Source organism: Paraburkholderia caballeronis (assembly GCF_900104845.1).
GTDB lineage: Bacteria > Pseudomonadota > Gammaproteobacteria > Burkholderiales > Burkholderiaceae > Paraburkholderia > Paraburkholderia caballeronis.
This window is the reverse complement of record NZ_FNSR01000002.1, coordinates 1745804-1766349: the sequence shown is the minus strand read 5'-3', so window position 1 is coordinate 1766349 and position 20546 is coordinate 1745804. Positions and strand designations below refer to the sequence as shown.

Genomic DNA, 20546 nt, shown 5'->3' with positions numbered 1-20546 from the left:
TCAGTCCACGCGCGGCGTGAACGGCAGATAGTCGATCCGCGCGCCGCGCACGACGATCGCCGTCGCTTCCGGCACCTCCGCCCACGCATCCGGCAAACTGACGAGCGGCTCGGACACGATCAGATACGCGTCGTCGCCGACCGCCGCGATGCGCGGGTCGTCCGGATACAGTTCGTGCAGATGCCGGAACGACGTGCTGTGAAAGAGCGAGCGCGACTGCCGCTCGCTCGAATAACGCACCGCGATCAACTGCTCGCCGTCGCTCGCGCACACCGTCATGTTCAGCGGCTCGCGGACGCCGTGCGCGCGCCCGGTCGCCTCGACGAAACCGGCCATCCGTTCGAGCGCGGGCACCGGCGCATGTTCGAGGCCGAACGTCATCGCGAGGCAGAACATCACCTCGGAGTCGGTCGAGCCTTCGATCGTATTGAAGCGCCCCGGGTCGATCGCGACGACGAGGTCGCGCCGCATCAGCGGAAAGTCGCGGATCAGCCCGTTGTGCGCGAACAGCCAGCGGCGATGCCGGAACGGATGGCAGTTCGTTTCCTGCACCGGCGTATGCGTCGCGGCCCGCACGTGGGCGACGACCATCGGCGCGCTGACCGCGCGCGCGAGTTCGCGCAGGTTGCGGTCGTTCCAGGCGGGATGCACGCTGCGGTAGCGATACGGGATGTCGTGCGGATGCTGATACCAGCCGAGCCCGAAGCCGTCGCCGTTCGTCGTGGTCACGCCGAGCGTCGAATGCAGGCTCTGGTCGATCAGCGAATGCCGCGCGCGAAACAGCACGGTTTCGAGCGGCACGGCATTGCCGGAGTATGCGAGCCAGCGGCACATGATGCGGGTTCTCCTGTCGATGCGAAACGCGGACCATGAGGCCATCGGGCCCGCGGTTCGCTCATTGCCCGGCGCGCAGCGTGGCGATCGGGGTGAGGAAGCCTTCGAGGCCGGTCAGGATGATCTGCACGCCGATGCACAGCAGCAGGAACGACGACACGCGCAGCGCGACGCGCGTGCCGTCCACGCCGAGATACTGCGCGAGCCGCGCGGCCCGCGCATAGACGAAATAGACGACCAGCACGACGAGCACCGAGATCACGATCGACGCGACGCTCGACAGCAGGAACGCGGACAGCTTGTGCGTTCGGTTCGCGTTCAGCGCGATCGCGGTCGCGATGGTGCCGGGGCCGGTCGTGAACGGGATCGTCAGCGGGAAAAACGCCTTCGCATTCGCGAGGTGCGGGTCGAACTGCTCGACGGTCTGCGGCGCGTCCGGCTGCCGGTCCGGCGCATACAGCATCTGCCAGCCGGCGACCGCGACCGCGAGGCCGCCGCCGATCCGCAGCGCCTCGATCGAGATGCCGAAGAAATGCAGGATCGGCGTGCCGACGAAAAACGCGACGAGCAGCACGCAGAACGAATTCATCGCGACGCGCTTCGCGAGCATCCGCCGCTGCCCGTCGTTGAACGACGAGGTGCGGTCGAAGAACACGAACGCGCCGCTGACGGGGTTGATGATGCTGATGAGTCCGGTGAAGCCGAACAGGATGTCTGAAATCAGGCTGTCGATCATTGAGTCGGTCCGGTGATCCGGCGGTCGGGCGGTCCAGTTAAAGGGCGTGCGGTGGCGACGGCCCGGCTGCCCGCAAGTTTAATGGATCGGCCACGGCCGCGGCTCGCGCGGCACCATGCTTTCAAACGACATTCATTATTATTGGTTTCTTTACGGCACGCGCAGGACAGGCATAGAGTCATCCGGTCATAATCCGGCGATGACGCCCACAGTCCAGGGAGAGGTCCATGTCACTGAGGTTGCTTGCTGTGCTGCCCTTCATCGGCATCCTGTTCGGCGTGCCGTTCGTGAACCGCACCGAGCCGTTGATACTCGGCATGCCGCTCGTGCTCGCGTGGATCGTGATGTGGGTCGTGCTGACGTCCGTCATCATGGGCATCGTCTATCTGCTCGATCCGGCAAACCGCGTGCCGCCCGACGCAACCGACGCGGAGGCGCGCCCATGAGCAGCGCACTCGTCATCATCGCGGCGGTCACGCTCGCCGCGCTATGGCTCGGCATGCGCGCGCGCCGCGGCCACGACATGAACCTCGAACAGTGGTCGGTCGGCGGACGCAGCTTCGGCACCGTGTTCGTGTTCCTGCTGATGGCCGGCGAGATCTACACGACGTTCACGTTCCTCGGCGGCAGCGGCTTCGCGTACGGCAAGGGCGCGCCGGTCTACTACATCCTCGCGTATGCGACGCTCGCGTACATCCTGTCGTACTGGATGCTGCCGCCGATCTGGCGCTACGCGAAAACGCACCGGCTGATGTCGCAGCCGCACTTCTTCACGCGCAAGTATTCGAGCCCGTCGCTCGGCGTGCTCGTCGCGCTGGTGGACGTCGCCGCGCTCGTCCCCTACCTCGTGCTGCAGTTCAAGGGGCTCGGGATCATCGTCGCGACCGCGTCGTACGGCGCGATCTCGTCGACGACCGCGATCTGGATCGGCGCGGTCGTCGTCACCGCGTACGTGATCGTGTCCGGCGTGCGCGGCTGCGCGTGGAACTCGGCGGTCAAGGACGTGATGATCCTCGCGATCGCGCTGTTCCTCGGCATCTATCTGCCGATCCATCACTACGGCAGCCTGAGCGAGATGTTCCGCGCGATCGACGCCGCGAAACCCGGCTTCCTGACGTTCCCGCCGCGCGGCCAGGGCATCACGTGGTTCCAGTCGACGGTGCTGCTGACCGCGCTCGGCTTCTTCATGTGGCCGCACACGTTCGGCTCGGCGTTCACCGCGAAGAACGACCGTATCTTCCGCCGCAACGCGATCCTGCTGCCGCTCTATCAGCTGATCCTGCTGTTCGTGTTCTTCTGCGGCTTCGCGGCGGTGCTGAAGGTGCCGGGCCTGACCGGCGGCGACATCGACCTGTCGCTGTTCCTGCTCTCGCTGAAGACGTTCGACCCGTGGTTCGTCGGCGTGATCGGCGCGGCCGGCGTGCTGACCGCGCTGGTGCCGGGCTCGATGATCCTCACGTCCGCGTCGACGCTGCTCGCGAACGACGTGTATCGCGGCGCGCTGAACCGCGACGCGGACGACGCGAAGGTCGCGCGGCTCGCGCGTTTCTTCGTGCCGGTGCTCGCGCTGGTTGCGGTCGCGTTCACGCTGCACGGCGGCGAAACGATCGTCTCGCTGCTGCTGATGGGCTACAACTTCGTCACGCAGTTGTTCCCGGCGCTGATCTGCAGCCTCGCGACGCGCAATCGCGCGACGAAGCAGGGGGCGTTCTGCGGGATCGTCGCCGGCGTCGCGGTGGTGGTCGCGACGACGACGATGCACACGAGCATCGGCCAGTTGATGCCGTTCCTGCCCGATGCGCTGAAGGACGTGAACATCGGCTTCCTCGCGCTCGCGGTGAACGTCGTCGTGCTCGCGATCGTCAGCGCGATCACGCAACCGCGCACGCACGAAGAGCCCACGCACGCGGGCGCGCATTGAGCCGCGCGCAGCGCGGCCGTACCGCCGCTGACGAATACAGCCAACGACACGGCTGATAACCACGCAAGCGGCCGCGCAGCAAAACGCGCGGCCGCCTCGACGACGCGGCGCATCACACTGCATCGCGTGTCCCATCGCCCACGCGGTGCGGCCACAGGCATTCCCGCAGTCGCATGAAGGACTTCGCGCGAGAGACTTCATGTTTTGCATCAAGGGGCCGTAAAATGAACCGCCCTTTTCACAGTCTGTTCGCCATGAGCGCCTCCGCCGAGTCCACGCCTTCTTCTTCCGATATCGCGTCGGCCGTCCTCACCCCGGATGCGCTGCCGGTCGGCACGCCGCTCGCATGGCCGGTCGTCGACCGCGACGGCACGCTGCTGTTCGAACGCGGCGCGATGCTCGTCAACGACAGCGAGCGCGCGTTCCTGTTCGAGCATTTCGCGCCGTGCCGCGGCGACGCGTTGCCCGCCTCGGCCGAGGCCGCCGGGCCGCACGCGGACGCCGCGAACGAACCGCCGCCGGCGCCGGCCAGCGTGCGCGACATGCACCTGACGATCGGCGCGTCGATGGGGCTGCGCACCCAGGTGAACGGCGGCTCGCCGATGCAGCCGTGCAGGCTGATCGGCTTCGCGCCGAACGGCGCGCTGTTCGTCACGCCGCCGCATATCGACGGACATCCGATGCCGCTGTTGCCCGGCGAAAACGTCGAGATGGTCGCGATCGCCAGCCAGGCCGTGTTTCGTTTCGTCTGCACCGTGCTGACGCTCCACCAGGCGCCGCTCGATTACGTGGTGCTATCCGCGCCGGCCGCCATCCGCCGGCTGCGGCAACGCAAGTCGATCCGCGTGAACGCGCGGATTCCGGTGCGCTACGGGATCGGCGACGAAGGCATCGGCTACGACGGCATCGGGCTCGCGAAGGGCATCAGCGCGGTCGGGCTGTCGTTGACCGCGTCGCTGCAGCTCGGCGCGGTCGGCGACCGCGTGCGGATCGCGTTCCGGCTGCGCTCGGCGGCGCTGGATGCGCCGGTCGAAACCACCGCGATCATCCGCAACGTGCAGCCGGCGCGCGGCGACGACCCGTCGATCGCGCACGGCCTCGAACTCGACCACCTGACGCCGGCCGAGCAGATCGCGATGAAGGCCTACGTGTTCGACCGCCAGGAGGACCTGATGTACTGGTCCGGCGGCGTGAAATAACGCGGGTCACGCCCGCGCCGCCGAACCCCGGCACATGCGCCGGTTCGTCCATCGTGGCTAACGGGCCGCGTGGTACGATCGGCGCGACTTCCACTTCGCTGCGCGACCCGCCGGCTTGCGCGGTTTCATCCATCATGGTTTTACCCTTCGACGAAGCGGAACGCGCGGCCGTCTATCGCGCGATCTACGAGCGCCGCGACATGCGGCACTTCATGCCCGGCGCGGTCGATCCGGCGACGCTCGAACGCCTGCTCGACGCCGCGCATCATGCGCCGAGCGTCGGTTTCATGCAGCCGTGGCGCATCGTGCGGATCACCGACCGCGCGCTGCGCGAGCGGCTTCACGCGACCGTCGAACGCGAGCGGCTCGCGACCGCCGATGCGCTCGGCGAACGCGGCGACGCGTTCATGAAGCTGAAGGTCGAAGGCATCCGCGAATGCGGCGAACTGCTCGTCGTCGCGCTGATGGACCGGCGCGAAGCGCACGTGTTCGGCCGCCGCACGCTGCCGGAGATGGACCTTGCGTCCGTCGCGTGCGCGATCCAGAACATGTGGCTCGCGGCGCGCGCGGAAGGGCTCGGGATGGGCTGGGTGTCGCTGTTCGACGTGGACGAAGTGCGCGCGATGCTCGCGATGCCGGCCGGCGCGAAGCCGGTCGCGATCCTGTGCATCGGGCAGGTGGCCGACTATTATCCGGAGCCGATGCTGGAGACCGAGCGATGGGCGCGGCGGCGTCCGCTGCGCGAGTGCGTGCACGAGAACCGCTGGCCGGACGATGCGCGGTTCGATGCGGCCGGGCGGATCAACGGAGACGATGCGCCGGCCGGTCCGGCTGCCACACCCGGCGACTAGCCGTTACGCGGTTCGTTGCGGATTGCCCGACGCCGCGATCGCCGCACCCGCGATGCGAGCGAGCGTGCCGATACGACCGGCACGCACGATGCGTCTTTCCACTCCCGCGAATACCCGTTCAACGCTCGACCGGCGCCACCGACACGACCGCCGGCAACGCACCGGCCGCGGCCTTGCCGTCGAGCTTCACGCGCCACTGCGGCGCGTCCCCATACGGCAGCCGCGCAAGCGCGCCCGACACCAGATACGGCAGCGCCTGCTGCGCGTCCGCATGGCGGTCGCGCTTCACGGTCGTCACCTTGTACACCGCGTTGCCGTCCGGCAGCGAAAAGAAGCGCAGCGTCAGTTCGTGCAGATACGTCTGCCCGAACCACGGAAACGCCGGGCCGGTCGACGGCAGGCAGTCATGCGCGCAATCGGCGGAGCCGACGCCGATGTCGTCCGGCCGCGTCGCCCATGCGACCGACACCAGATACTTCGCGCCGTCGTCGCGCTGCACGAAGCCGTATTTCGCGAGGCCGTCGCGCAGCATCGCCTCGTACGGCGGATCGTCCGACAACGCCTGTTGCGCCGGCGTGCGCACGAGGCGATACGCCGTTGCCTCCTGCGCGTGCGACGCGCCGCCATTGGTGCGCGACGCGACAGGCAACCCGCCGTGCGTCTGCACCGCGGTCGTCACGCCCGCGCATCCGGCAAGCAGCGCCATCGCCAACGCGATGCCGGTCATCGACACAATCTTCACTGAATGACTCCGTTGGAATGTTCGGCGGCGGCGCGGCGTCCGCGCGGCTGCCCGTTCTTGCGCGTTTCGATGAAAAGGGAGCGCCGCCTCATGGCGGCGCATCGAGCGCGGGCAGCGACAGCGTGATCGTCGTCCCCCTGCCCGGCTCGCTTTCGACGCCGACGTCGCCGCCATGACGCGTGACGACGGTCCACACGAACGCCATCCCGAGCCCCGCGCCGCTGATCTCCGGCCGCTGTCCCGCATGGAAGCGGCGGAACGGCTCGAACAGCCGCGTCTGGTCCTCGGCCGCGATCCCGTAACCCTGGTCGCTGATCGCGCAGATCACGCGCGACGCCCCGCCGGTCGCCCCGCCCGTCGCCATGCGTATCGTACACACGATCCGCGTATCTTCCGGGCTGTACTTCACCGCGTTGTTCAGCAGGTTCACGAGCGCGCGCGTCATCAGCGAGCGGTCCGCGCTGATCCAGCCCATCTCGTCGCCGTCGCACTGCGTGTCGATCTGGATGCGCTTCGCGCGCGCCTGCGGCCACACTTCGTCGCTTGCGTCGATCAGCAAGTCCGCGAGGCTCGCCGGTTCGAGCGTGTAGGTCTGCGACTCCGCGCGCGCGAGCTGCACGAAGTCGTCCGCGAGCTTCAGCGCGCGGCGCGCATAACGCTCGATGCGCTCCATCACCGCGCGCGCCGGCTCCGATTCGATCGACCCGCGCTTGCGCTCGGTCTCGACCAGCGCGACGATCGACGCCTGCGGCGAGCGCATGTCGTGCGACAGGAGCCGCAACGCATCCTCGCGCTGACGCTCCGCGTCGTGCAGCGGCGTCACGTCGACGAGGCCCGCAATCCAGCCGACCGCCTGCCCCTGCGCATCGGTGCAACGCGCGTAGCGCAGCAGGTAGTCGCGGCCGTCGCGCGCGCGCACTTCGACGCCGGACGCCATCAATGCGGCGAACTCCGCGCGCGCCGGATCGAGCGGCGCGGGCCAGTTCGCGCGCGCGAGCGACGTCGCATCCGCGCCGCTGTCGATCGTCTTCACGAACTCGACGTCGCCGAACGCGTCGCTCATCAGCCGGCCTTCGGTCGCGCGTGCGCCGAGCCGCTCGAAATACGCGCGCGCCGCGTGGTTCGCGATCAGCACGACGCCGCGCAGATCGGCGACGAGAATCGGCTCCGGCACGGCGTCGAGGCTGTCCCACACGAAGCGGCGCATGTCCTGCAGCCGCTGCGCGGCCTGCGCCATCAGCGCCATCTGCTGCGCGAGCGCATCGCCGCCGAACTCGCCGCGCACCGCGGGCGTCTGCGCCTCGGGCAGCAGATACGGTTCGTCCGCGAGCCGGCGCAGTTCCTTGCGCAGATACGCCATCGTCATTTCGAGACGCCGCCAGCTCCACGCGGGATAAACGACGAGCAGCGCGACGATCGCCGGCACCGGCGACAGCCACAGCCGCGCGCCGTACAGCAGCGCGGCGCTGCCGCCGAGCGATGCCGCGACCAGCCCGACGAGCAGCAACAGCGTGCGCCACGGCGACAGCACGAGGAAACCGGCGACCAGCAGCGCGAGCGGCACGAGCGAGACCGCGACGACCCACGCGGACGACACCGGCTGGATCGCGGTGCCGGTCAGCAGCGTATCGAGCACGTTCGCGTGGATGTAGACGCCGGGCAGCGGACCCAGTTCGCCGGACAGCGGCGTCGCGAAGCGGTCGTACAGGCCGGACGCGGTGACGCCGACCAGCACCACGCGGCCGCGCAGCAGGTCGGGCGGCACCTGGCCGGCCAGCACCTGCGCGAACGACACCTTCCGGTACGCGTTCGCGCCTGCGCCGAACGGGATCAGGAAACGCGCCTCGCTGTCCGCGCCGGCGGCATGCGACGGATCGGCGGCGTCGCGCGTCGCGGCCGCGCGGTCCGCGAGTTTCACGTCGCCGTCGCGGATCTTGCGCCACAGCGGCACCATCAACTGCGGCCAGCGCGAATCCGCGTCGCCCTCGAACAGCGCGACGCTGCGCACGATGCCGTCGCTGTCCACTTCGAGATTGATGTGGCCGAGGCCGGCCGCCGCCTGCGCGAGCGGTCCGACCGGCCGCACCGCGACGCGGCGGCCGCTGTCGTCGGCGGGGTTCAGCAGGATCGGCAGGAACGACGGCACGCGCGACAGCGCGCGCGCGAAGCGCTCATCGTCGGGCGAACGCTCGGTGAACAACACGTCGTAGACGACCGCCGCCGCGCCGGCGTCCGCGAGCCGGTCGACCAGTTGCGCGTGCACGCTGCGCGGCCACGGCCAGCGGCCGAACGCGTCGATGCTCGCGTTGTCGATCTCGACAAGCACGATGTCCTGCGACGCGGGCCGCGAGCGCAGGTTCAGATAACGGTCGTAGACCAGATGATCGATGCCGGACGTCAGATGCCACAGCACGCCGAGCAGCACGACCACGATGCCGGCGCAGGCGGTGCCCGCCCATTCGAACAGGAACCGGCGTCCGATCGAGCGGCCAAGACGCGAGCCCGGCTGGACGCCCATGCGGGGCTCCGTCACCGGTCGAGCCGGAACGACTGGACCGGGGTGGCCTTCTCGTAGTAGCGGCCCCGGTCGAACTGTCCGGCGACGACCGACCAGTAATAGACACCGGCCGGCAGGTTGCTGACGACGACGTGGCCGCCGCCGACGTCTGGGCGATCGACGAGCGGCGTGCGCAGGTCGGGATTAGCGGCAAGCACGAAGCGGAAGCTGGTGCTCTCCGCGCGGCGGTCGACGAACCAGCGGAACTGGTAGCTGTGCACGCCGTCGGCCGGACCGCCGGACGCGCCGATGCCCATATGGCGGCGCTCGAACGCATAGGTGCCGGGCATCCCTTCGAGACCGTCCGCGCTGATCGCGGTGACGCGCACGAAGTACGTGCCGTCGTCGAGCGCGCCGACCGGGATGTGCGGACCGTCGGTGCGCACGTCGCGGATCGTGTCGAGCAGGCCCGCGTCGCGGCCGATCAGCGCGCGATAGCCGCGCGCGCCTTCGACCGGCGCCGCGTCGAACGCCACGTCGTCGCCGTCCTGGACCTTCGACGCGTTCAGGAGCGTCGGCGCGGCGAGCAGCGGCACCGGCGCGCCGATCGCGCCGCCGCGCGCGGTCACGCTGCCGTAGTTCGCGGCGACGAGCTGGGTGGACGCGCGCAGCGGCACGCCGGCCGCCGGCGCCTGCGACGACGCATCGACGCCGACCGCGCCTTCGATCACCTCGACCGCGGTCGAGCCGCTGTCGCGGTCGTAGTTCACGCGAAAGCGCGTGCCGCGCACGCCGGCGACCACCGACGGCGAACGGATCTGGAAGCGGTCGTCCTTCTTCGTCGCGTGCGTGACCTCGCTTTCGACCCGCCCGCGCCGCAGGCTCACGACGCGGTCGGTCGTGCCGGTCAGCACGGTCTGCCGCAGCGTCGACAGATCGAGTTCGGTGTCCGGCGGAATCATCAGATGCGAGCCGTCCGTCAGTTCGAGCGTGACGAAACCTTCGGAACCAGTGCGCACGCGATCGCCTTCGACCAGTTGCGTGCCTTCGATCAGCGGCAGATACGGGCCGTCGCGGAACGCGTGCTGCGCGGGGCCGCTCGTCGCGAGCACGTTCGCGCCGGGCATGTCCTGGCGCAGCAGCGCGACCGGCAGCAGCAGCTTGACGCCGGCCGGCAGCCGGCGCGGCGCGTCCACGCGGTTGATCTGCGCGAGCCGCGCCCAGTCGGCCGGATTGCGCAGATAACGCGCGGCGATGTCGTACAGCGTATCGCCCTTGCTCGTCACGTAGGTGACCGTCGCCGGCTTCGGCGGCGCGACGCGCGCGGCGGGCTCGCGGGCGTCGGCCGCGCCCGCGGCGAATGCGACTGCGGAGGCGACGAACCACAAGCCGAGCGACGACGCCCGCAGGCCGAACGCATCCGCGAACGGCCGGGTGACGCGGAGCGCGGTCACGCGTCGTCTCCGTCCACGCGTTCGAGACGGTAGCCGTAGCCGTAGATCGGCGTCAGCCGGTAGCCGTTTTCCGGCCGCAGGCCGAGCTTCGAGCGCAGCATCGACACGTGCGTGTCCATCGTCCGCGACGGAATGTCGGTGGACTGCTTCCAGATCACGTCGAGGATGTGCGCGCGCGACAGCGGGCGGCTCAGGTGCTGGAACAGCAGCAGCGCGAGGTCGAACTCCTTCTGCGTGAGCGCGACCGGCCGGCCGCTGACCGACGCCTGGCGCATCTTCAGATCGAACTCGTAGGTGCCGAACGTTTCCTTCAGTGTCGGCGGCTGCAACTGGTACGCGCGGCGCAGCAGCGAGCCGACGCGCGCGATCAGCACCGGCGCGGACACCGGCTTCACGACGTAGTCGTCGGCGCCGCTGTTCAGCATCGCGGCGATGTCGGTCTCGCGGCTGCGGCTCGTCATGAACAGCACCGGCAGACGCGTCGACAGGCTCTGACGCACCCAGTGCAACACCTGGTCGCCGGCCATGTCCGGCACGTTCCAGTCGAGCACCAGCAGATCGAATGTCTGCCGGCGCAACTGTTTGACCAGTTCGCCGCCCTTCGCGAACGCATGGCAGGCATGCCCCGCCGCCGTCAAGGTCTGACAGATGAAGTCGGTCTGGGCCGGATCGTCGTCCAGTACTGCGATTCTCATAGTGCCCCGCACGCAAGCTCGTTATTGATTGAATAGATGGTCCGGTCTCGACGACGGACGGCGTCGCCCGCCAGCCGCGTGCCGGCCGACGGCGAAACCGCTGTCGATGCGCATCGCTGCGTCGCGGAGGAGGACCCTGCGCGCAACCTTAGCGCCGCCGCTTGTCTCGAAATTGACCGGCGTACGTGATGGTCGGGAGCGCCTGTACACGGGACCTTGATCATAGTCGAAAACATCGTCGCTCCGTGACTGCGCACGGCGGACGCCGTGTGTCGCGGGGCGCTACGCATGCAGCCTGGCGACATGCTTCTCGGGGTCTGTCGAGGCCGCGTCGCCGACCGGCGGCGGCGCCAGCACCGCGGCCAGTTGCGCGCGCACGTGTTCCCACGCGGCGTGCGAATAGTCGGACTGCTGAGCAGCCCTCGCCTGCGCCAGCCGGAACACGCGCAATACGGTGGGCGCGGCTTGCGTCAGCCGGTCCGAGCGGCCGTGACGCGATTCGCGCAGCGCCTCGCCGAGCCACGGCATCTCGGCTTCGCACGAGTCGGCATATGCCTCCATCGCGGCCCGCGCATGCCGGTCGTTAGCGAGATCCAGTTCGACGCGCTCGAAGCCCGCTCCGCCGACCCGGTCGCGCTCGCGCGAATCGGGCGGAAACTGGATGATGCTGGATCGAAAAAACAGCATGGAATCTCTCTCGTTCGGGATACGCGACGCAGGTCCGCCGTCCGGCGCGACCGGGCCGGCGCGGCGCGCGCGGCCCGCTGCGCGACGAACCGCGCAGCGCCGGGTAGCCGATCCTGCGCACCCGCTTCTCCCTTTGATCCGCCGCCCGTGTGCCGGGCAAAAAAAGGCGGCGACAGTCCGGCCCGCCGGCCCGAATGCCGCGCGCCGGCGGATCCGTGAACCGGTCCGCCGGCGCGGCTGTCGCATCGGCCTGCGCGGCGGACGGGACCGGACGCCACCGCCCGGCATCCGCCACCCGCCCGCCGTTTTGCCTCGTTACACGCGAGACAACCGCGACTGTCGCCATTCCTCCCTGAAGCGCTGACTTTCCCAGCGTTGTCCGGCGAACTGCGGTTCGCTCTAGCTTCCTCGTTCCAGCACCGCCAGACGACGTCCGGCACCGAACCCCCGTAGCACAATTCCGGCTCGCAGCGGACTCGATGCGGACCTGTGTTCTTTCGTTGCGCGACGCGAAACGGCGCCGGGCAGACGCGGCCATTGTCTCGCGAAGTGTGCGGAGGAATTGTCAGAGATTGTCAAATCCGACGGGAATCGGTTAAAAAACGACAACGATAAGTGTCGCTCTGACAGAATTTTGATATTTCTATGCGGCGGGGGGGGTGCGCGCGAGGAATGATGCGCGGAGGAGAAGGATTACAAAACCCTGCGGCCAGGGATGGAGTGCCAGGCCATCCGATATCGCCTGAACGGGCGACGGTCGCCGTGCATAAGCCGCGCTGAAGGCGGTGTCCCACAGACGGGAAGCTGTGCCGGCCGAAACGCCGCGCGACTTATGTTGAACGCGATGGCCGGCACGCGGCCATCGCGGATGAAACCATCATCAACCTGGCTGCCGCCCCTCGCCCCGATTGCCTCCACCCTCGCCTGACGGATGACCGCCGCCCTGCGGCGGAGGCCCCGCGGGCCGGCCCGGTGCGGGCATCGGCGCCGGCGCGCGCATCGCGGGCGCGCCACCGTGCTCGAAACCGCCGCCCGGACCGCCGGGATGGAAACCGCGATCCGGCTGCGGCGCGGGCGGGCGTCCGCCCCCTTCAGGCGACATCGGATGCGGCTGGCCGTAGTTGCCGCCGGGCGCGGGCCGCGGCGCGCCGCCATCGCCGCGCGTGTTGCCGGCAAACCCCGGCGGCTGCCCCCATTGATGACCGCCCGCCGGCGGCTGGCCAGGACGCTCGGGCTCCGGCGGACGCATGCCGCCCTGCGGCGGCGCGGGCGGACGGCCTCCTTCCGGCGGACGCCCATACGATCCCGGCGCATACCCGCCTTCCGGCGGACGCATGCGCGGCGGCGACCCCGACGGACGGCCGCCATAACCCGGCGACGGCACGTGCGCCCAGCGGTCGCGCTCGCCGTACCACGGCCGGTCGCGATAGAAGCTGCCCCAATACGTGCCGAGCGAGAAGCCGATGATCGGCAGCCCGATCACCGAGCCGTATCCCTCCAGCGGCACGTATTCGCCCTGATACGGATATGACAGATACGCGGCATAGACCCAGCCGCGCAGGTCGGGCAGCGCGACGTCGCACCACGAATAGTCGCTGACGCAGCCCATCACCGTAACCGGCACCCCGGCCCCGATCCCCGACACGACCGGATAGTCGCCGGACGGTCCCGCATAAAGATTGACCGGGCTGCTCGTGTACGCGGACACCTGAGCGAACGCCTGCGCCGAAGGCCAGGCAAGGCCGGCGAGCGCGGCCATCGCCACGAGGACGCGCGCCGTATCGCGCTTCTGCATCGTTGATTTCTCCATCCGGCGGCACGCGGGCGCCGGCTTATTCGTTTTCTTCGAAGTAGTAATGGCCGAACTTGGCCTGTTTGGTGCGGATGTAGCGCTCGTTTTCCTCGCGCACCGGGATCGCGAGCGCAACCCGCTCCTGCACCGGAATGCCGTGCTTCGCCAGCGTGTCGAATTTCTTCGGATTATTGCTCATCAGCCGCACCGACGACACGTTCAGCAGACGCAGGATCGCAGCCGCCGAATCGTATTCGCGCGCGTCGTCCGGCAATCCGAGATCGAGATTCGCTTCGACAGTGTCGCGGCCCTGCTCCTGCAGCGCATACGCGCGAATCTTGTTCGACAGTCCGATGCCGCGGCCCTCGTGGCCGCGCAGGTACAGCAGCACGCCGCGCCCTTCGGCCGCGATGTAGTGCAGCGCGAGATCGAGCTGTTCGCCGCAATCGCAGCGATACGAGCCGAGCACGTCGCCGGTCAGGCATTCGGAGTGGAGCCGGGTCAACACGGGTTCGCCGTTCCCGACGTCGCCCATCACGAGCGCGAGATGCTCGGCGCCGCCGTCCTTCACGCGATAGACACAGGACGTGAACGTGCCGTAGCGGGTCGGCAGCGACGCGGTGGCGTCGAGCACGACGCATTCGTTGGCATTCTCGCCGCTGGCGCAAGGCGACTCGGGAAGCGTAGGCATGGTTCTGAAGCGGATGACTGGCGTAGTGCCGGCGCTCGGCCGGGTGAAGTTAGGAACCGGAGTTTAACGCCATTTGACGACGGCCGCCCCTGCCGGCAACAGTGCGTTCCATTTTCGGGCGAACGCTTCCGACGGCCGATACGCCGCCCCCGCATATACCCCGACAACCCGATTACAGCGTGCCGCCTATACTGAAAATCGCCTTCCCATGGCGCGGGCGGCGCCGCGCCCGCGATGCTGCGCCGCGCCAGCACACCGACCACCACGACGAACCATGGAGTCGCCCAATGACTAGCGTCGCACAGATATTGAAATCGAAGCAGGATCAGGTGGTGTTCACGATCGCCGCGTCCGATTCCGTCTACAACGCGATCAGGTTGATGGCCGAGAAGCAGATCGGCGCGCTGGTCGTGACGGACGGGAATGCGATCGTCGGCATCGTCACGGAGCGCGACTACGCGCGCAAGGTGGTGCTGATGGATCGCGCGTCGAAATCGACCCCGGTGAGCGAGATCATGAGCCCGCACGTGCGCTTCGTTCAACTCGACCAGACGACCTACGACTGCATGGCGCTGATGACCGAACGGCGGATGCGGCACCTGCCGGTGCTGGAAGGCGGGAAGCTGATAGGGATGGTGTCGATCGGCGACCTCGTGAAGGAAATCATCGCCGAGCAGCAGTTCACGATCGAACAGCTGGAGCACTACATCACGGGGAGCCCGGCTGCCTGACGGCAACCGTAAAAAAAGGCCCAATCCGGTGGGTTGGGCGAAGCCGCCAACCGGCGGCGGAGGTTCCAGATAAGGAAATCGTTGAACCGGTCCTGCTGCCGCGGAGTTGCCGTTGCGGCCGCAGACCGGTTTGCGCGGGGCGGCGGCCTACAACCGCCGCCGGTACATCAGTTGCCGAAGTAGACCGAGTTACGCGGGTTCGTCGCTTGGGACGCCTTGCCGGACTGCGTCGTACCGGCGGTAGCCGGACCGTAGCCGGTCGCATCCGCGCCCTGAGCCTGCGCGACGGCGTTTTCGTGCGCGACGCGCGCTTCGGCGGCCTGGATGTCGGCCGGGTAGGTAGCGTCGTTCGAGGTCGCCGGGTTGTAGCCAGCCTGTTCGAGCTGGATCAGTTCAGCGCGAACTTCGGCGCGGGTCTTCGGCGCCTGGTTGTCTTGAGCAAACGAGAGCGCCGGTGCGATAGCGACGGCGGCGACGAGGGCAGCTTGAATCAGGGTACGGGTCTTCATGATTTACCTCCAATGACTTGTTCTTGGCCGGCTCAGGTGCAGGACGCACCCGAGCAACAACTCCAGTGTATAAACACAAGGCACCAGGGCAAATACCTAATTGATACAAATACCGTTTCATGGCAGGCAACAATTTGGAGATGCCCGCCGGGAAAGCCTCGGCGCGGAACGGCGTCATCAAAAGCGCGCGAGTTCCCGCTTTTTTCATAAGGGGGACGAATCGAGATCGGCGGACAACAGCCGACGCGGACCGCTGACGAACGGGCTGCCCGCTTCGTAAAACCGGAGCGGCCGGTGCATCTCGCGCGACAGGCCGATCCGCGTCGTCACGCCGACCCGCCGCGCCCGCTCATCCACGCGACCGATCCACAACCCGTGTCCCGAGCACAGATCGACGCCGTCGAACGCCGCGCCGATCCCGAACGCCATCGTCAGCCGCCCCGGCCCGCGGGCAAGATCGCGCGGCGGCACGCCGGGTCGCCGCGCGGACATCGCGTCGAGCCCTTCGAGCGGCTCGACCGCGCGGATCAGCACGCCCGCGCCGACGTCCGCCTCCTCCGCCGACATGTTCAGCATGTACGACGACCCGTAAGTGAGCCGCACATACGCATGTCCGCGTTCGAGGAACATCGAGCGGTTGTACAGCCGCCGCCCGATGTACGCGTGACTCGTCGGATCGCCGACCGGGTATGCCTCCATCTCGACGATCCGGCCGGCCATGCGCCCGGTTGCGAGGTCGTGCACCAGGTACCGGCCGACCATGAAGCGCGCGAGTTCGACGGCATCGACCGGCAGTTCGTCGCGCCGCAGCGGCACGATCAGCAGCGGACCGGATGCCGCCGGGCCGCCGCCCGTATCGCGCGTCCGCCGCGCGCCGGCCCGCGCCGCGCCACCCTGCGCGGCAACGGCGGCAGGCCTAGCCCGACGCGACCCGCCCGCCCCCACGACTACCGCGCCGCCGACTGCGTCGCGCTACGCAGCTTCGCGACCTGCGCCGCGTTCACCGCATCGGCCCGGTTGTTCCAGCCCGCGCGGATGAACGTCAGCACGTCGGCGATCTGCCTGTCGTCGAGCGTGCCCGCGTACGCCGGCATCGGATACGGCGCCGGAATCCCACCGATCACGAGATCGCCGGTGCCGTTCAGCGTCACGTTGATCAGCGACACCGGGTCCTTGCCGAGCACGTTCGGGTTGCCCGCCAGCGGCGCGAGCATCGGCGCGAACCCACGGCCATCCACGCCATGGCAGTGCATGCAGTACGCCGCATAGACCCGCGCGCCCGCGTCGTTCGCCGGCCGCGCGAGCGACGCCTTCGTCGCCTGCGGGTCGTACGCATACGCCGGCCCGCCGTCGCCGCCCGCCGCCGGCAGCGACTTCAGGTAGGCTGCGATCGCGTTCACGTCCGAGTCCGTCATCGCCTGGGTGCTGTTGTTGATCACGCTCGTCATCGAGCCGAACGCCGACGCATGCGCGTTCGCGCCGGTCTTCAGGAACTGCGCGAGTTCGGCCTCGCTCCAGCGCCCGAGCCCGGTGTTGTGCTCGCCGGTCAGGTTCGTCGCGAACCAGCCGTCCAGCGACGCTCCGGTCAGGAACGCGCTGCCGCTTTCGTCGAGCGCCTGCTCGTTGAAGCCGACGCCGCGCGGCGTATGGCACGACCCGCAGTGGCCGAGCCCCTGCACGAGATACGCGCCGCGATTCCACGCGACGTCCTTGCCCGGCTTGTCCCGATAGACGCCCTTGTCGAGGAACACCGCGTTCCAGATCTTCAGCGGCCAGCGCATGTTGAGCGGCCAGCGGATGTCGGTGTCGCGGTTGGCCTGCTGCACCGGCTCGACGCCGTGCAGGAAGTACGCATACAGCGCCTTCACGTCGTCGTCGTTCACCTTCGTGTATGACGGATACGGCATCGCCGGATACAGGTTGTGGCCGTCGCGCGCGACGCCCTCGCGCAGCGCGCGGGCAAAGTCCTCCTCGGAGTAATGGCCGATCCCGGTGTCCGGGTCCGGCGTGATGTTGGTCGTGTAGATCGTGCCGAGCGGCGAGTTCATCGGCAGGCCGCCCGCGAACGGCTTGCCGTGCGGCGCCGTATGGCACGCCGCGCAGTCGCCGAGCTGCGCGAGGTACGCGCCGCGCTGCACCAGCGCCGCATCGGCGGACGCAGGCGCGGGCGCCGCGACGGCCGCCGACGCGCACAGCGCGGACACGGCCGCGAACGCCGCTGCGGCGAACCCGCGAGCGAGCCCGCGAACCGTCGGCCGTGCGGCATGCGCCGCACGGGCTTGTTCGAGTGCGTTGAGCATCGTCATCGTTGGGTTCTCCGCTTAAGCCGTCGTCTGCAGTTGCCGACCGACCGGAAGCTGCCGCAGCCGCTTGCCGGTGGCCGCGTAGATCGCGTTCGCGAGCGCCGGCGCAAGCGCCGCCGTACCCGGCTCGCCGATCCCTCCCGGCGCTTCCGCGCTCTTCACGATGTGCACCTCGATCTGCGGAGACTGATCGATGCGCAGGATCCGGTAATCGGTGAAGTTCGTCTGCTGGACGCGGCCGCGGTCGATCGTGATCTCGCCGTACAGCGCGGCCGTGATCCCGAAGATGATCCCCCCTTCGATCTGCGCCTCGATCGTCTCGGGATTCACGACCATCCCGCAATCGACCGCGCACACGACGCGGTTCACGCGCACCTCGCCGTCGTCCACCGACACGTCCGCGACCATGCTGAAGAAGCTGCCGAACGCGTGCATCACCGACACGCCGCGCCCCTGCCCCTTCGGCAGCGGCGGCCCCCAGTTCGCGGCGCGCGTCGCGACGTCCAGCACGTTCAGCGCGCGCGGCGACTTGCCGAGCAGGTTGCGCCGGTAGATGACCGGATCGGTCTTCGCGGACGCCGCGAGTTCGTCGACGAAGCTCTCGACGACGAACGTGCCGCGCGTCGGCCCGACGCCGCGCCAGAACGCGGTCGGCACCGTGCGCGGCTCCTCGCGCACGTAGTCGATCAACTGGTTCGGCAGGTCGTACGGCAGGTCCGCCGACACCTCGACCGCGTCCGGATCGACGCCGTTCTTGAACGCCGGCGGCGCGAAGCGCGCGATCACCGACGACCCGACGATCCGGTGCTGCCACGCGACCGGCTTGCCGTTCGCGTCGAGCCCGGCGGAGATGCGGTCGTAGTAATACGGCCGGTACATGTCGTGCTGGATGTCCTCCTCGCGCGTCCAGAACACCTTGACCGGCGTGCCCACCTGCTTGCCGACCTTCAGCGCCTGGGTGATCGCATCGACTTCGAGCCGCCTACCGAAGCCGCCGCCGAGCAGGAAGTTGTGCAGCGTGATCTGCTCGGGCTTGAGTCCCGTGACCGTCACGCCGGCGTCGATCGCGCGCGTCGGCACCTGGGTGCCGACCCAGATGTCGCACGCGTCGGCGCGCACGTGCACCGTGCAGTTGATCGGCTCCATCGTCGCGTGCGCGAGGAACGGCTGCTGATAGACCGCATCGACGCGCGTCTTCGCGGACCCGAACGCCTGCTGCACGTCGCCGTCCTTGCGGGCGACCGCGCCGTCGCGCTGCGCGGCGTTCGCAAGGTCGCCGACGATCTGCTGCATCGTCAGGTTCGCGCCCGCGCCTTCGTTCCACTTGATCGCGAGCGCCGCCGCGCCGCGCTTCGCGGCCCACGTATGCGCGCCGATCACCGCGACCGCGTTGTCCACCTTCACCACCTGCAGCACGCCGGGAATCTGCTTCGCATGCGTATCGTCGACGCTCGCGAGCGTGCCGCCGAACACCGGGCAGTTCACGATCGCCGCGTACACCATGCCGGGCAGCCGGACGTCGAGGCCGAACGTGGCCGTGCCGTCCACCTTCTCCGGCGAGTCGAGCCGCTTCGTGCGCTTGCCGATCAGCGTGAAGTCCTTCGGGTCTTTCAGCGTGACGGTCTGCGGCACCGGCAGACGCGCGGCCGCATCGACGAGGTCGCCGTACGCCGCATGACGGCCGCTCGCGTCGTGGAACACCTGGCCCTGGCGCGCATGGCAGGTCGCCGGGTCCACCTGCCATTGCTGCGCGGCCGCCGCGATCAGCACCACGCGCGCGGTCGCGCCCGCACGGCGCATCGGCTCCCATGCGTAGCGGATCGACGTCGAGCCGCCGGTCAACTGACCGCCGAGCAGCGGGTCGCTGAACAGCTTCGCGTTCGGCGGCGCGTGATCGACGGTCACGCTGTCGAGCGGCACTTCGAGTTCTTCGGCGATCAGCATCGGGATCGACGTATAGACGCCCTGCCCCATTTCGACCTTCGGGATGATGAGCGTGACCTTCCCCGCAGGGTCGATCTGCACGAACGCGTTCGGCTCGAACACGCCGCCTTGCGGCGACTCGTTGCCGTCGCCGCCGACCACCGAGCGGCGCGCCGCGCCGTCGCCCTGCGCGAGCGCCGGAATGCCGAAGCCGATCAGCAGCCCGCCGCCCGCGGCCACGCCAAGCGTCGCGCCGTATTTGAGGAACGAGCGCCGCGACAGCCCCGCGCCGCTGCCGTTGTTGTCGTCGGCCGTGCGGCCGTTCTGCGCGTCGAGGAGACCTTGTGACATCTCAGGCCTCCTTCGCGGCTTGCTTGATCGCCGCGCGAATCCGGTTGTAGGTGCCGCAGCGGCAGATGTTGCCGGCCATCGCGGCATCGATGTCCGCGTCGGACGGATTCGGGTTCGACGCGATCAGCGCCGTCGCCGACATCACCTGCCCGGACTGACAGTAGCCGCACTGCACGACGTCGAGCTCGCGCCATGCGTGCTGGACCTTCGCGCCGGCCGGCGTCGCGCCGACGGCCTCGATCGTCGTGACCTTGCGGTCGCCGACCGCCGCGACCGGCAGCACGCACGAGCGCACCGCCGCGCCGTCGAGATGTACCGTGCATGCGCCGCATTGCGCGATGCCGCAACCGAACTTCGTGCCGGTCAGCCCGACGATGTCGCGCAGCACCCAGAGCAGCGGCATGTCGGGCGGCGCATCGACCGTGTGGGTCTCGCCATTGATGTTAAGCGTCGTCGTCATGAAACGGCTCCGAGTGTGGGGGTTATTGTCGGTGTTGGACGACCAATGGAGCATCGGTCGCATGGGTTGTTTCGCACTGGATGCCAAATGCGCCGGCCGTGCGCGGGTTGCACGCACGGCCGGCCGGTTCGAGGCCGGAAAATTGTAGCGCCGCATTCCGCAACGCGCTG

General features: G+C 68.9%; 19 protein-coding genes. 5 read left to right on the top strand and 14 right to left on the bottom strand.

Annotated features, from left to right (window positions below; translation table 11 throughout):
* Window positions 1–834 carry a class II glutamine amidotransferase gene (locus tag BLV92_RS24375; RefSeq protein WP_090550056.1) on the bottom strand — a complete coding sequence of 278 codons (834 nt, stop codon included), beginning with the start codon at window positions 832–834 and terminating at the stop codon, window positions 1–3.
* A 61-nt stretch (window positions 835–895) separates the two neighbouring features.
* Window positions 896–1570 carry a MarC family protein gene (locus BLV92_RS24370; RefSeq protein ID WP_090550054.1) on the bottom strand — a complete coding sequence of 225 codons (675 nt, stop codon included), beginning with the start codon at window positions 1568–1570 and terminating at the stop codon, window positions 896–898.
* Between the two features lie 227 nt (window positions 1571–1797).
* On the opposite strand from BLV92_RS24370, the gene BLV92_RS24365 reads away from it, so the two are divergent.
* The 4 genes from BLV92_RS24365 to bluB all read left to right on the top strand — a co-directional run bounded on the left by BLV92_RS24365 (window position 1798) and on the right by bluB (window position 5541).
* Window positions 1798–2016 carry a DUF3311 domain-containing protein gene (locus BLV92_RS24365; protein ID WP_090550052.1) on the top strand — a complete coding sequence of 73 codons (219 nt, stop codon included), beginning with the start codon at window positions 1798–1800 and terminating at the stop codon, window positions 2014–2016.
* Window positions 2013–3491, top strand: coding sequence for a sodium:solute symporter family protein (locus tag BLV92_RS24360; protein WP_090550049.1), 1479 nt, complete (start codon window positions 2013–2015; stop codon window positions 3489–3491). The genes BLV92_RS24365 and BLV92_RS24360 overlap by 4 nt, the downstream gene beginning before the upstream one ends.
* A 224-nt stretch (window positions 3492–3715) precedes the next feature.
* Window positions 3716–4690: a flagellar brake protein gene (locus BLV92_RS24355; protein ID WP_244283903.1), complete on the top strand. Its 975-nt coding sequence runs from the start codon at window positions 3716–3718 to the stop codon at window positions 4688–4690.
* Window positions 4691–4824: 134 nt separating this feature from the next.
* Window positions 4825–5541, top strand: a complete 717-nt coding sequence (bluB, locus tag BLV92_RS24350; RefSeq protein ID WP_090550044.1) for a 5,6-dimethylbenzimidazole synthase — start codon at window positions 4825–4827, stop codon at window positions 5539–5541.
* A 118-nt stretch (window positions 5542–5659) separates the two neighbouring features.
* Here the strand turns inward: bluB and BLV92_RS24345 are convergent, their stop codons facing one another.
* The 7 genes from BLV92_RS24345 to ribA all read right to left on the bottom strand — a co-directional run bounded on the left by BLV92_RS24345 (window position 5660) and on the right by ribA (window position 14099).
* Window positions 5660–6283 carry a DUF4136 domain-containing protein gene (locus BLV92_RS24345; RefSeq protein ID WP_167627136.1) on the bottom strand — a complete coding sequence of 208 codons (624 nt, stop codon included), beginning with the start codon at window positions 6281–6283 and terminating at the stop codon, window positions 5660–5662.
* Between the two features lie 88 nt (window positions 6284–6371).
* A complete protein-coding gene (locus BLV92_RS24340) occupies window positions 6372–8801 on the bottom strand; it encodes a CHASE2 domain-containing protein (RefSeq protein WP_090550040.1) in 2430 nt (809 codons plus the stop codon).
* An 11-nt stretch (window positions 8802–8812) separates the two neighbouring features.
* On the bottom strand, window positions 8813–10234 hold the full coding sequence (locus BLV92_RS24335) for a FecR family protein (RefSeq protein WP_090550037.1): 1422 nt from the start codon (window positions 10232–10234) through the stop codon (window positions 8813–8815).
* Window positions 10231–10929 (bottom strand): response regulator transcription factor, encoded by a 699-nt coding sequence (locus BLV92_RS24330; RefSeq protein WP_090550035.1) that lies wholly within the window; start codon window positions 10927–10929, stop codon window positions 10231–10233. The genes BLV92_RS24335 and BLV92_RS24330 overlap by 4 nt, the downstream gene beginning before the upstream one ends.
* A 282-nt stretch (window positions 10930–11211) precedes the next feature.
* Window positions 11212–11616: a hypothetical protein gene (locus tag BLV92_RS24325; protein ID WP_090550033.1), complete on the bottom strand. Its 405-nt coding sequence runs from the start codon at window positions 11614–11616 to the stop codon at window positions 11212–11214.
* Window positions 11617–12496: 880 nt separating this feature from the next.
* Window positions 12497–13411, bottom strand: coding sequence for an SH3 domain-containing protein (locus BLV92_RS24320; RefSeq protein ID WP_218151647.1), 915 nt, complete (start codon window positions 13409–13411; stop codon window positions 12497–12499).
* 37 nt (window positions 13412–13448) lie between these two features.
* Window positions 13449–14099, bottom strand: coding sequence for a GTP cyclohydrolase II (gene ribA, locus BLV92_RS24315; protein ID WP_090550031.1), 651 nt, complete (start codon window positions 14097–14099; stop codon window positions 13449–13451).
* Between the two features lie 287 nt (window positions 14100–14386).
* Here ribA and BLV92_RS24310 point away from each other — a divergent pair, with 287 nt between their 5' ends.
* Window positions 14387–14830 (top strand): CBS domain-containing protein, encoded by a 444-nt coding sequence (locus BLV92_RS24310; RefSeq protein WP_090550029.1) that lies wholly within the window; start codon window positions 14387–14389, stop codon window positions 14828–14830.
* Window positions 14831–14997: 167 nt separating this feature from the next.
* Here the strand turns inward: BLV92_RS24310 and BLV92_RS24305 are convergent, their stop codons facing one another.
* The 5 genes from BLV92_RS24305 to BLV92_RS24285 form a co-directional block, all read right to left on the bottom strand.
* Window positions 14998–15339 (bottom strand): DUF4148 domain-containing protein, encoded by a 342-nt coding sequence (locus tag BLV92_RS24305; RefSeq protein WP_090550028.1) that lies wholly within the window; start codon window positions 15337–15339, stop codon window positions 14998–15000.
* A 204-nt stretch (window positions 15340–15543) separates the two neighbouring features.
* Window positions 15544–16164: a DNA-3-methyladenine glycosylase gene (locus BLV92_RS24300; RefSeq protein ID WP_244283943.1), complete on the bottom strand. Its 621-nt coding sequence runs from the start codon at window positions 16162–16164 to the stop codon at window positions 15544–15546.
* 122 nt (window positions 16165–16286) lie between these two features.
* The gene (locus tag BLV92_RS24295; protein ID WP_090550026.1) at window positions 16287–17639 is read right to left on the bottom strand and encodes a c-type cytochrome; all 1353 of its coding nucleotides are present in this window, start codon (window positions 17637–17639) and stop codon (window positions 16287–16289) included.
* A 21-nt stretch (window positions 17640–17660) separates the two neighbouring features.
* Window positions 17661–19916 (bottom strand): xanthine dehydrogenase family protein molybdopterin-binding subunit, encoded by a 2256-nt coding sequence (locus BLV92_RS24290; protein WP_090550024.1) that lies wholly within the window; start codon window positions 19914–19916, stop codon window positions 17661–17663.
* Between the two features lies 1 nt (window position 19917).
* Window positions 19918–20376 carry a (2Fe-2S)-binding protein gene (locus BLV92_RS24285; RefSeq protein WP_090550022.1) on the bottom strand — a complete coding sequence of 153 codons (459 nt, stop codon included), beginning with the start codon at window positions 20374–20376 and terminating at the stop codon, window positions 19918–19920.
* Window positions 20377–20546 lie beyond the last annotated feature (170 nt).